Annotated in this window: 10 protein-coding genes and 1 pseudogene; 10 read left to right on the top strand and 1 reads right to left on the bottom strand. The window is 62.4% G+C overall.

The features are described 5' to 3' along the window. Both N878_RS01905 and N878_RS01910 read left to right on the top strand, forming a co-directional pair. A pseudogene (locus N878_RS01905) lies at positions 1–295 on the top strand (peptidase M48 Ste24p); the annotation flags it as partial. Positions 296–399: 104 nt separating this feature from the next. Next, complete coding sequence (locus N878_RS01910) at positions 400–1,668, top strand: malic enzyme-like NAD(P)-binding protein (RefSeq protein WP_031302588.1); 1,269 nt, start codon at positions 400–402, stop codon at positions 1,666–1,668. A 125-nt stretch (positions 1,669–1,793) separates the two neighbouring features. On the opposite strand, the gene N878_RS01915 is transcribed toward N878_RS01910, so the two are convergent. Next, the gene (locus tag N878_RS01915) at positions 1,794–4,205 is read right to left on the bottom strand and encodes a penicillin-binding protein 1A (protein ID WP_031302589.1); all 2,412 of its coding nucleotides are present in this window, start codon (positions 4,203–4,205) and stop codon (positions 1,794–1,796) included. A gap of 181 nt (positions 4,206–4,386) precedes the next feature. Between N878_RS01915 and N878_RS01920 the strand changes: the two genes are divergently transcribed. The 8 genes from N878_RS01920 to N878_RS01955 all read left to right on the top strand — a co-directional run. After that, positions 4,387–5,451 (top strand): pilus assembly protein PilM, encoded by a 1,065-nt coding sequence (locus tag N878_RS01920; RefSeq protein WP_031302590.1) that lies wholly within the window; start codon positions 4,387–4,389, stop codon positions 5,449–5,451. Continuing rightward, entirely contained in the window at positions 5,451–6,023 is a 573-nt protein-coding gene (pilN, locus tag N878_RS01925) for a type 4a pilus biogenesis protein PilN (RefSeq protein ID WP_021441992.1), read from the top strand. The genes N878_RS01920 and pilN overlap by 1 nt, the downstream gene beginning before the upstream one ends. Continuing rightward, the gene (pilO, locus tag N878_RS01930; protein ID WP_021441993.1) at positions 6,020–6,640 is read left to right on the top strand and encodes a type 4a pilus biogenesis protein PilO; all 621 of its coding nucleotides are present in this window, start codon (positions 6,020–6,022) and stop codon (positions 6,638–6,640) included. Before pilN ends, pilO begins: the two co-directional genes overlap by 4 nt. After that, positions 6,640–7,164, top strand: coding sequence for a type 4a pilus biogenesis lipoprotein PilP (gene pilP, locus N878_RS26565; protein ID WP_082457771.1), 525 nt, complete (start codon positions 6,640–6,642; stop codon positions 7,162–7,164). Before pilO ends, pilP begins: the two co-directional genes overlap by 1 nt. A gap of 54 nt (positions 7,165–7,218) precedes the next feature. After that, positions 7,219–9,327, top strand: coding sequence for a type IV pilus secretin PilQ (gene pilQ / locus N878_RS01940; protein WP_031302591.1), 2,109 nt, complete (start codon positions 7,219–7,221; stop codon positions 9,325–9,327). A gap of 5 nt (positions 9,328–9,332) precedes the next feature. Then, positions 9,333–9,851 (top strand): shikimate kinase AroK, encoded by a 519-nt coding sequence (gene aroK / locus N878_RS01945; protein ID WP_031302592.1) that lies wholly within the window; start codon positions 9,333–9,335, stop codon positions 9,849–9,851. Positions 9,852–9,902: 51 nt separating this feature from the next. Further along, on the top strand, positions 9,903–11,006 hold the full coding sequence (gene aroB, locus N878_RS01950; RefSeq protein ID WP_021441997.1) for a 3-dehydroquinate synthase: 1,104 nt from the start codon (positions 9,903–9,905) through the stop codon (positions 11,004–11,006). A gap of 10 nt (positions 11,007–11,016) precedes the next feature. Further along, positions 11,017–11,909 (top strand): AAA family ATPase (locus tag N878_RS01955; protein WP_021441998.1); only part of this gene is annotated, 893 nt, incomplete at its 3' end.

Raw genomic sequence — 11,909 nt, forward strand, 5'->3', positions numbered from 1 at the left:
CGGCGAGCGGGCCTATCTGTTCATCGGTGTGGTGAAGGGGCGCGCCTCCCTGGAAAGCCAGGACCAGCATTTCCTCGAGGTGATCCGCAGCTACCGCCCGCTCAAGGCCGAGGAACGCAAGCTGGCCGAGCCGGTGCGCCTGCGCCTGGCCCGCGCCAAGGCCGGGCAGAGCCTGGCGGCGCTGGCCAAGGACAGCCCGCTGCCGGGTGACGGCGAAGCCCAGCTGCGCCTGCTCAACGGGCTCTATCCCGGCGGTGAGCCGCGTCCCGGCGACTGGCTGAAAACCCTGCGCTAGCCGGTCGATTCAATAGCGACCGAACGGTCTTGTGCAGCTGTATACAACTTGCGTATCCTCGGCCGCCTGCCCGTTCAACAGCCAACAAAAGCGGAAATGCCACTATGTCAGATCTCAAAACTGCCGCTCTCGAATATCACGCTCAACCCCGCCCGGGTAAGCTGAGCGTCGAGTTGACCAAAGCCACCGCCACCGCCCGCGACCTGTCGCTGGCCTACAGCCCGGGTGTCGCCGAGCCGGTCCGCGAAATCGCCCGCGACGCCGAGCTGGCCTACCGCTACACCGGTAAAGGCAACCTGGTGGCAGTGATTTCCGACGGCACCGCGATCCTCGGTCTGGGTAACCTCGGCCCGCTGGCCTCCAAGCCGGTGATGGAAGGCAAAGGCGTGCTGTTCAAGCGTTTCGCCGGCATCGACGTGTTCGACATCGAAGTCGACTCCGAGAGCCCGCAGGCCTTCATCGACACCGTGAAACGCATCTCCATCACCTTCGGCGGCATCAACTTGGAAGATATCAAGGCCCCCGAGTGCTTCGAGATCGAGCGCGCGCTGATCGAACAGTGCGACATTCCGGTGTTCCACGACGACCAGCACGGCACCGCCATCGTCACCGCCGCCGGCATGCTCAACGCCCTGGAAATCGCCGGCAAGACCCTGGAGCAGGCGAAGATCGTCTGCCTCGGCGCCGGCGCCGCCGCCATCTCCTGCATGAAGCTGCTGGTGAGCATGGGCGCCAAGGTCGAGAACATCTATATGCTCGACCGCAAGGGCGTGATCCACGCCGGTCGCGACGACCTCAACCAGTACAAGGCGGTGTTCGCCACCGAGACCGACAAGCGCACCCTGGCCGATGCCCTCGATGGCGCCGACGTGTTCGTCGGCCTGTCCGGCGCCAACCTGCTGAGCCCGGAAGACCTCAAGCGCATGGCGGCCAACCCGATCGTCTTCGCCTGCTCCAACCCGGATCCGGAAATCAAGCCGGAGCTGGCGCACGAGACCCGCAACGACGTGATCATGGCCACCGGTCGTTCCGACTACCCGAACCAGGTCAACAACGTGCTGGGCTTCCCCTTCATCTTCCGCGGTGCCCTGGACGTACGCGCCACCCGCATCAACGAGGAAATGAAGATCGCCGCCGCCCTGGCCCTGCGCGACCTGGCCAAGCTGCCGGTGCCGCAGGACGTGTGCGACGCCTATGGCGGTATCAAGCTGGAGTTCGGCCGCGAGTACATCATTCCCAAGCCGATGGACCGCCGCCTGATCACCGTGGTCTGCGATGCCGTGGCCAAGGCCGCCATCGAGTCCGGCGTGGCCACGCTGCCCTATCCGAAGCACTACCCGCTGAACTCGGTGGACGAAGTGTTCAACGGCTAAGGCCAGGCAATAAAAAACCCGCTTCGGCGGGTTTTTTATTGCCTGCAGAAAGGCCTCGCCTTGGCCGAAGGGTGATCCGGGAGTGCTCGTCGGATCAGGCTTCGTCGGTCTAGCCTGGGGCTGTTCTAGAACAGATCGATCGGCGCCATTTCGTCGGCCGGCAGCGGGCTGCCGGGAACGCCCATGCCGGGCTCGAACTCGCTCATCGGCGGCGGCGAATCCTCGCTCTTGAACAGCTCGAAGTAGGCATCCGGCGTACCGGGCGCCGCGGCGCGGCCGCTGAGCGGGTCGACGCGCAGGGTGAGCAGGCCCTTGGGTTCCTTGGGTCGGTGGCTGGGGCGATCCTTGAGCACGGCGCCCATGTAGCTCATCCAGATCGGCAGCGCCACGGTGCCGCCGTATTCGTGGCGGCCGAGGCTTTCCGGCTGGTCGAAACCGGCCCAGACGGTGGTCACGTAGTCGGCGTTGTAGCCGGAGAACCAGCTGTCCTTGGATTCGTTGGTGGTGCCGGTCTTGCCTGCCAGGTCGTCGCGCCCCAGGGCCAGGGCGCGGCGGCCGGTGCCGCGCTTGATCACGTCCTGCAGCATGCTGGTCATGATGTAGGCGGTGCGTTCATCGATGATCTGCTCGGCGACCTTGGGTTCCTCCAGCGGCAGCTCGGCCGTGGCGTTCACCGTCAGCGTGGCGCTGTCCGTGGCCGGCGCGTTGCTCGGCACTCGCGCCGGATTGGCGTGGAACAGCGGCTTGCCGTTGCGGTCATCGATGCGCTCGATCAGGTAAGGCTCGATCTTGTAGCCGCCGTTGGCGAAGGTGGCCCAGCCTTCGGCGATTTCCAGCGGGGTCAGGCTGGCGGTGCCGAGGGCCAGCGACAGGTTGCGCGGCAGATCCTGCGGCTCGAAGCCGAAGCGCTCGATGTAGCGCAGGCTGCGATCGATGCCCATGTCCTGCAGCAGGCGGATGGAAACCAGGTTGCGTGACTTGTACAGCGCCTCGCGCAGACGGATCGGGCCGAGGAAGGTGTTGTTGTCGTTCTTCGGCCGCCATTTCTGCGACAGGTAGTCGTCGGAAAGGATGATCGGCGCGTCGTTGACCAGAGTGGCGGCGGTGTAGCCGCTGTCCAGCGCCGCGCTGTAGATGAAGGGCTTGAAGCTGGAGCCGGGCTGACGCTTGGCCTGCACGGCGCGGTTGTAGTTGCTCTGGTCGAAGGAGAAGCCGCCGACCAGGGCCTGGATGGCGCCGCTGTAGGGGTCGAGCGACACCAGCGCGCTCTGCGCCGCCGGAATCTGCAGGAAGCGCAGGCTGCCGTCAGCCTGGCGCTGCACGCGCACGATGTCACCGACCTGGGCGACGTCCGCCGGCTGCTGCGGGCGCGGGCCGAGGCTGTTGGTGCTGAGGAAGGGGCGCGCCCATTTCATGCTGTCCCAGGACACCGCCTGCTCCTCGCCGCCGCGGGTCAGCACGAGGATGCCGCTCTTCTCCACCTGGGTCACCACGGCCGGCTCCAGGCCGCCGATGCTGCGGAACTTGCCCAGCTCGGCGAGCCAGGTCTCGCGGGTCATGCCCGGCAGGCGGCTTTCCGGGCCGCGATAGCCGTGGCGCTGGTCGTAGTCGATCAGGCCTTCGCGCAGCGCGCTGTTGGCCACTTCCTGCAGCTGGCTGGGCACCGTGGTGGTGACGTTGAAACCCTCGGTGTAGGCCTCGCTGCCGTAGCGGCCGACCATCTCCGCGCGGGCCATCTCGGCGATGTAGGGGGCGCTGAGTTCGGGGGCGGGGACGTGGTAACGGGCATCGACCTCTTCGGCCAGGGCGGTCTCGTAAGTGGCCTGGTCGATACGGCCGAGGCGGTAGAGGCGGCCGAGAATCCAGTCGCGACGCTCCTTGGCGCGGGTTGGATTGACCAGTGGGTTGTAGCGCGAAGGCGCCTTGGGCAGGCCGGCGATCATGGCCATCTGCGCCAGGTTCAGCTCGCGCATCGACTTGCCGTAGTAGACGTGCGCCGCCGCCTCGATGCCGTAGGCGCGATTGCCCAGATAGATCTTGTTGACGTAGAGCTCGAGGATCTCGTCCTTGCTCAGCTCGCGCTCGATCTGCAGGGCCAGGAGGATCTCGGTGATCTTGCGCGAGAAGCTGCGCTCGCTGGTGAGGAAGAAGTTCTTCGCCACCTGCATGGTGATGGTGCTGCCGCCAGTCTGGATCTGCCCGCTTTTCAATAATTGCGTGGCAGCGCGCATCAGGCTGGTCACGTCGACGCCATAATGATTGGCGAAATTATCGTCCTCGGCGGCCAGCAGGGCGCTGATGAATTCCTTGGGAATTTCGTCGAAACGAATCGGCGAGCGGCGCATCTCGCCGAACTCGGCGATCAGCTTGGCATCGCTGCTGTAGACGCGCAGGGGGATCTGCAGCTGCACCTGGCGCAGCGACTCGACGGAGGGAAGGGTCGGACTAAGATAAAGAAACGCGCCGCTGAAACTGAGCAACAGCCCACAGAAAACGGCAACGCAAGACCACCAGAAGAACTTCAGCAGGCGTATCAAAATGTTCGGAATTCCAAGTAAAAGAATGAGTTAAGCAGGAGCTGAGGCTAAAAGGGAAAAGCTGATCACATTATAAGCGTTTTTTTTCCCGGGTAGCCATTTGCGCTTCTGTCAAGACTGATATTTAATGTGGAAAAACATAAATAGTCCGTAAGTCGCGGATGCCAATAGGAAAACGGTCGTGCTAGGGCTCTTCAATAAGAAAGCGAATACGCTGCTGGGGATCGATATCAGCTCGACCTCGGTCAAGCTCCTCGAATTGAGTCGCTCGGGAAGCCGCTACAAGGTAGAGGCTTACGCAGTCGAGCCGCTCCCTCCAAACGCTGTGGTGGAGAAGAACATCGCCGAGCTGGAGGGGGTCGGTCAGGCCTTGTCGCGGGTGCTGGCCAAGGCCAAGACCGGGGTCAAGACGGCCGCCGTGGCGGTTGCCGGTTCGGCGGTCATCACCAAGACCATCGAGATGGAGGCCGGGCTTTCCGACGACGAGCTGGAAAACCAGCTGAAGATCGAGGCCGACCAGTACATTCCCTATCCGCTCGAAGAAGTCGCCATCGATTTCGAAGTGCAGGGCCCTGCCGCGCGCAACCCGGAACGGGTCGAGGTGCTGCTGGCGGCCTGTCGCAAGGAGAACGTCGAAGTGCGCGAAGCCGCCCTGGCGCTTGCCGGTCTGACCGCTAAGGTGGTGGATGTCGAGGCCTACGCGCTCGAGCGCGCCTACGGCCTGCTCGAAGCCCAGCTGGGTGGCGGCCATGACGAGCTGACGGTGGCCGTGGTCGATATCGGCGCCACCATGACCACCCTCAGCGTGCTGCACAATGGGCGCACCATCTATACCCGCGAGCAACTGTTCGGCGGCAAGCAGCTGACCGAGGAAGTGCAGCGCCGCTACGGCCTGTCGGTCGAAGAGGCCGGTCTGGCGAAGAAGCAGGGCGGTCTGCCCGACGACTACGAAAGCGAGGTGCTGCAGCCGTTCAAGGAGGCCGTGGTCCAGCAGGTGTCGCGCTCCCTGCAGTTCTTCTTCGCCGCCGGCCAGTTCAACGATGTCGACTACATCCTCCTGGCGGGCGGTACCGCCTCCATCCCCGACCTCGACCGCCTGATCCAGCAGAAGATCGGCACGCAAACTCTCGTGGCCAATCCCTTCGCCGACATGGCGCTGAGTAGCAAGGTCAATGCTGGCGCACTGGCCAGTGACGCGCCGGCACTGATGATTGCCTGTGGTCTGGCGATGAGGAGTTTCGACTGATGGCACGGATCAACTTACTTCCCTGGCGCGAACAGCTGCGCGAAGAGCGCAAGCAGCGTTTCCTGGTGACCCTGGTGGGGGTGCTCGTCGTGGCCGCCGGCGTGGTTTTCCTTGGCGATCAACTGCTCAACGCCGCCATCGAACAGCAGAATGCGCGCAACAACTTCATCAAGAAGGAAATCGCCGTTCTGGACGCGCGGATCAAGGAAATCAGCGAGCTGAAGACCCGCCGTCAGCAGCTGCTGGAGCGGATGAAGATCATTCAGGATCTACAGGGCAATCGCCCGATCACGGCGCGGGTGTTCGATCAGTTGGTGAGAACCCTGCCCGATGGCGTGTATTTCACCAGCGTCAAGATGAGCGGTAAGAGCATCGCCATTGTCGGTGCGGCGGAGTCGAACAATCGCGTTTCCAATCTGATGCGCAACCTGGATGGTTCCGATTGGTTGCAAGCGCCTAACTTGACCGAGGTCAAGGCTGTTACTGCAGGGGCCGTGGATCAGGCCAACGTGTTTCAGCTGACTGTTCAGCAAACCCAGCCGCAGCTGGAAGAAACGGAGGCTGGGAAATGAGTGTGCGCGAGTCGCTCGAAGGTCTGCGCAATATTGATTTCAATGACCTTGACTTTAACAACGTTGGGTCATGGCCGGCAGCGGTTAAATTCATTGCGGGTTTTTTGCTGCTGGCTGTTGTACTGGCACTGGGTTACAACCTCCATTTGAAAGAGCTGCGAGAGCTGTTGGAGAGGCAGGAGCGTGAAGAGGTTACGCTGAAAGAGCAGTTTTCCAGCAAGGCTTTCCAGGCCGCAAACCTGGAGGCTTACAAGGAACAGATGAAAGAAATGGAAGTCTCGTTTGGCGCGCTGCTGAGGCAGTTGCCAAGTGATACCGAAGTGCCTGGTTTGCTGGAAGATATCACGCGCACCGGGCTGGGGAGCGGTCTGGAGTTTTCCGAGATCAAGTTGCTGCCGGAAGTGGCGCAGCAGTTCTATATAGAACTGCCCATCGAGATCAAGGTGGTCGGCGGCTATCACGATCTCGCGACCTTCGTCAGCGGCGTGGCCAGCTTGCCGCGTATCGTGACGTTGCATGACTTCGAATTGCTTCCGGAAAGTAAGGAAAGTTCCAGCAGGTTGAGTATGCGGATACTGGCCAAGACCTATCGTTACAATGACAAGGGGGTACAGTGATGCGCCTTTCTCGTTTAGCTCTGGTCTTGGCTTTGTCTGTACTGGTTGGTTGTGGTTCGGGTGGCGACTTTGCCGATCTGCGCGCTTATATGGATGAGGTGCGCGCGCGCCCCAAGGGTGCGATTGAGCCGTTGCCCAAGTTTCAACCCTATGAAAGCTTCACTTATCGTGCCGCCTCATTGCGAAGCCCCTTTCAGCCCCCTGTCAGGGTGGATGTGGTTAGCCGTCAAAAGGGAACTCAGGAAATTAAGCCTGATGAGGCGCGCGCCAAGCAATTTCTCGAGGGCTTTAACATAGAAACTTTCGTGATGGTCGGGACACTCGAAAATGCGACGGGTTTCTATGCTCTGGTTAGCGGTGCTGGTGGCGTGCACCGAGTAAAAGTAGGCGACTACCTCGGGCGTAATCACGGAAAAATTCTCGCGATCGATGAGTCCAAGGTGGATGTGATGGAAATCGTTCCGGATGGCGAGGGCGGTTGGTTGGAGCGGCCACGTAGCCTTTCCTTAAAGGAGCGCTCTTAAGGGAGCGAAGCGAGTATGAAAATAAATAATCTGTCTGCCCAACGGAATATGAATATGAACGGCTCCTTGTCGCGTATAAGCGTTGCCTTGCTGGCGACCATGCTTTCATCCGCCACGCTGGCGGCTAACCTGCAGGCGCTGGATGTGGCCAGCCTTCCAGGCGACCGCGTTGAACTCAAACTGTCGTTCGACGAACCTGTCGTGGCGCCGCGTGGCTATACCATCGAGCAGCCAGCACGAATTGCATTGGATTTGCCGGGGGTGGCCAACAAGCTTGGTGCGAAGAATAAGGAGCTTGGTGTTGGTAATGCTCGCAGTGTGACCATTGTCGAGGCTAAGGATCGCACGCGTCTCATTGTTAATCTTACTTCGTTGGCGCCTTACAGTACTCGCGTGGATGGTAACAACCTCTTCGTGCTGGTTGGCGAAGGCTCCTCTGGCGCTACGGTCTCGACGCCTCCTGTTGCACAGGCTGTCCCTGTTACCTCGCCCAAGGCATATGGGCCACAAGCAAAATCGATAAGTAATATCGATTTCCAGCGTGGCGAGCAGGGTGAGGGTAATGTGGTGATTACGCTTTCCGATGCTTCGGTGAGCCCCGATATTCAGGAGCAGAGTGGGAAGATCCGCTTGGATTTCGCCAAGACTCAACTACCGGAGTCTTTGCGCGTGCGCCTGGATGTGAAGGATTTCGCAACGCCAGTGCAGTTCGTCAGCGCCACTGGCAGTTCCGACAAGACCAGTATCCTCATCGAGCCGACGGGGCTGTATGACTATCTTGCCTATCAGACCGACAACAAGCTAACCATCAGCATCAAGCCGCTGACCCAGGATGACGCCGAGCGCCGCAAGGCCGAGCGTTTTGCCTACAGCGGCGAGAAGCTGTCGCTTAACTTCCAGGACATCGACGTGCGTTCGGTGCTGCAGCTGATCGCCGATTTCACCGACCTGAACCTGGTGGCCAGCGATACGGTCACCGGCAATATCACCCTGCGTCTGCAGAACGTGCCCTGGGACCAGGCGCTGGATCTGGTGCTCAAGACCAAGGGCTTGGACAAGCGCAAGGTGGGCAACGTGCTGCTGGTCGCTCCGGCCGACGAGATCGCGGCGCGCGAGCGCCAGGAGCTCGAGGCTCAGAAGCAGATCGCCGAACTGGCACCGCTGCGTCGCGAGCTGATTCAAGTCAACTACGCCAAAGCCTCCGACATGGCCAAGCTGTTCCAGTCGGTGACCGGGGCTGAGGGGGCGGCCGATACCCGCGGCTCGATTACCGTCGACGACCGTACCAACAGCATCATTGCCTACCAGACTCAGGAACGTCTGGACGAATTGCGCCGTATCGTCGCCCAGCTCGATATCCCTGTGCGTCAGGTGATGATCGAGGCGCGCATCGTCGAGGCCAACGTGGACTACGACAAGGCCTTGGGTGTGCGTTGGGGCGGAGCGCATACTCGTGGGAACTGGAGCGTTTACGGCAAGGATGGCGCTACCTCGTTCGACGATGGGCAGGCATTCCTGCCAGGAACCGATACGGTGGGTGACTTCACGCTGGAGGACGGTGTTTCGCCTGTGCCCTTCGTCGACATGGGTGTGGTCGGCAGTACCTCGGGTATCGGCATCGGCTTCCTGACGGACAATGTGACTTTGGACCTGCAGCTCTCGGCCATGGAAAAAACCGGTAATGGTGAGATTGTCTCCCAGCCAAAGGTCGTGACCTCGGACAAGGAAACGGCCAAGATTCTGAAGGGGCAGGAGGTTCCCTACCAGGAGGCGAGCTCCAGCGGCGCCACTAGCACATCCTTCAAGGAGGCTGCTCTGTCGCTGGAGGTGACGCCGCAGATCACCCCGGACAACCGCATCATCATGGAGGTCAAGGTCACCAAGGATGCGCCCGACTTTGCTCGCGCCCTGAATGGCGTGCCACCGATCAACAAGAACGAGGTCAATGCCAAGGTGCTGGTCAACGATGGCGAGACCATCGTGCTCGGTGGCGTGTTCTCCAATACCCAGACCAAGGCGGTCGAGAAGGTTCCTTTCCTCGGCGACCTTCCTTATCTGGGGCGGTTGTTCCGCCGCGATATCGTCGCCGACAACAAGGCCGAGTTGCTGGTTTTCCTCACTCCGCGCATCATGAACAACCAAGCCATTGCCGTGAACCGATGACCTAAGTGCGGAATGTAATCCTCGTTGGCCCGATGGGAGCTGGAAAGAGCACCATCGGGCGTTTGCTTGCTAAAGAACTGCGTTTGCCCTTCAAGGACTCCGACAAGGAGATCGAGCAGCGCACCGGTGCCGATATTCCCTGGATCTTCGATGTCGAGGGGGAGCAGGGTTTTCGTGAGCGGGAGCAGGCGGTGATCGCCGAGTTGTCGCAGCAGGACGGCCTGGTGCTCGCCACCGGAGGTGGCGCGGTGATGCGTCCGGAGAATCGCCAGGCGCTGCATGCCGGGGGGCGGGTGGTGTACCTGCATACCTCGGTGGAGCAGCAGATCGACCGTACTTCGCGCGATCGCAATCGTCCCCTGTTACGTACGGCCAACCCGGCCCAGGTGCTGCGGGATTTGATGGCGGTGCGCGATCCGTTGTACCGGGAGGTCGCCGATATCGTCATCGAAACGGACGAGCGCCCACCGCGCATGGTGGTGCAGGAAATCCTGGCGCGCCTGGAAGCCTTGTTGCCCCGTTAAAGCGCGGGGCGAACTGCGCTATTCTAGAGCCCTTTTGATTCTGGGGGCCTCATGCAGACTCTTCACGTTGAACTCGGCGAGCGCAGCTATCCCATCTATATCGGCAGTGATCTGCTGTCCCAGCCCGAGCTGCTGGCACGGCATATCGGCGGGCGGCAGGTGGCGGTGGTGACCAACGAAACCGTCGCGCCGCTCTATCTGCAGGGCCTGCTGCAGTCCTTGGCGGGGTTCAATGTGGCCTCGGTGGTGTTGCCGGATGGCGAGGCGTTCAAGAACTGGGAGACCCTGCAGCTGATCTTCGACGGCCTGCTGACGGCGCGCCACGACCGGCGTACCACCGTGGTGGCTCTGGGCGGCGGGGTGATCGGCGACATGGCCGGTTTTGCCGCGGCCTGTTATCAGCGCGGTGTGGATTTCATTCAGGTGCCGACCACCCTGCTGTCGCAGGTCGATTCCTCGGTCGGCGGCAAGACCGGGATCAACCACCCGCTGGGCAAGAACATGGTCGGCGCCTTCTACCAGCCCAAGGCGGTGCTGATCGACACGGCAAGCCTGAACACCTTGCCCGCACGTGAGCTCTCTGCCGGACTGGCGGAGGTGATCAAGTACGGACTGATCTGCGACGAGCCCTTCCTCGGCTGGCTCGAGGCCAATATGCCGGCGCTGCGCAGTCTGGATCAGGCGGCGCTGACCTATGCCATCGAGCGCTCCTGTGCGGCCAAGGCGCGGGTGGTCGGTGCCGACGAGCGCGAGTCCGGAGTGCGGGCGACGCTGAACCTCGGCCATACCTTCGGTCATGCCATCGAGACCGAGCAGGGTTATGGCGTGTGGCTGCACGGCGAGGCGGTGTCCGCGGGCACCGTGATGGCGCTGGAGATGTCCCATCGCCTGGGCTGGTTGTCGGTGGCCGAGCGCGATCGCGGCGTCCGTCTGCTGCAGGCGGCGGGTTTGCCGGTGGTGCCGCCGCGGGACATGACCCCGGCGCAGTTTCTCGAACATATGGCGGTGGACAAGAAGGTGCTCGATGGCCAGTTGCGCCTGGTGCTGCTCAAGCGCCTGGGCGAGGCCGTGGTCACCGCCGACTACCCGCGTGAAATTCTCGACGCCACGCTGCGCAGCGACTACGCCGCGTTGGCTCAGTCGTTCAACTCTTGAAGAGTGATCCATGACCAGTCTGCATGCTGACGAAGCTTTCCTGGCGCATTACCAGTTCAGTCACGACCCCTTCGCGCCGCGGGTGCCCGGCTTCAAGTTTTTTCCGGCGCAGCGCAAGCCGGTGCTGGGCCAGTTGCACCATCTGGCGCGCTATAGCCAGCTGCTGCTGGCGGTAGTCGGCCCGAAAGGCAGTGGCAAGACCCTGCTGCGCCAGGCGCTGGTCGCCAGTACCAACAAACAGGCGGTGCAGAGCGTCGTGCTGGCCCAGGGTGTGGGCGGCAGCGACGCTCTGCTGCGCCAGGTCGCCCAGGGGTTGTCCGTGGCCCAGGCCGACCTGCGCTCGATCCTGGCGCAGGTCGCGCAGTTGGCGCTGACCGGCCAGGAGGTCTATCTGCTGATCGACGATGCCGATCAGCTCGACGATGCTGCGCTGAAGACCGTGCTGGCGCTGGCGGCGGGGAATGGCGAGGGGCGCCCGCATGTGTTCCTGTTCGCCGAGCCCGAGCTGCTGGGGCGGCTCGAGGCCCTGGCTGGCGGCGAGGAGTGCTACCACGCTATCGAACTGCAGCCCTACAACGAGGAGGAGACGCGCGATTATCTGGCGCAGCGCCTCGACGGTGCTGGGCAGGGTATCGAGGTGCTGAACGAGGAGCAGATCGAGGAGATTCATCTGCGTTCCCAGGGCTGGCCGGGGGCGATCAACCAGGAGGCGCGCGAGCTGCTGGTGGAGCAGATGCTGGCGCAGCGCGCCGCCGGGCGGGGGGCGAGTGCCGGCTTCGCCTTGCCGAAGAAGCATCTGCTGGCGCTGGCCGTGGTGCTGGTCGGCGTCGCTGCGGCCTGGCTGATGCAAGGGCGCGAGGCGCCGGCACCGGCAACGGCGGAGATCACGGCGCCGCTGTCGCT

Origin of the sequence: Pseudomonas sp. EGD-AK9 (assembly GCF_000465935.2) — a bacterium.
Taxonomy (GTDB): Bacteria; Pseudomonadota; Gammaproteobacteria; order Pseudomonadales; family Pseudomonadaceae; genus Aquipseudomonas.

Excerpts from the sequence above, each read along its gene's own strand:
- pilO (WP_021441993.1), top strand. The coding sequence starts at position 6,020 with ATGAGTGTGCGCGAGTCGCTCGAAGGTCTGCGCAATATTGATTTCAAT.
- N878_RS01910 (WP_031302588.1), top strand. The coding sequence starts at position 400 with ATGTCAGATCTCAAAACTGCCGCTCTCGAATATCACGCTCAACCCCGC.
- pilP (WP_082457771.1), top strand. The coding sequence starts at position 6,640 with ATGCGCCTTTCTCGTTTAGCTCTGGTCTTGGCTTTGTCTGTACTGGTT.
- pilN (WP_021441992.1), top strand. The coding sequence starts at position 5,451 with ATGGCACGGATCAACTTACTTCCCTGGCGCGAACAGCTGCGCGAAGAG.
- pilQ (WP_031302591.1), top strand. The coding sequence starts at position 7,219 with ATGAACGGCTCCTTGTCGCGTATAAGCGTTGCCTTGCTGGCGACCATG.
- aroB (WP_021441997.1), top strand. The coding sequence starts at position 9,903 with ATGCAGACTCTTCACGTTGAACTCGGCGAGCGCAGCTATCCCATCTAT.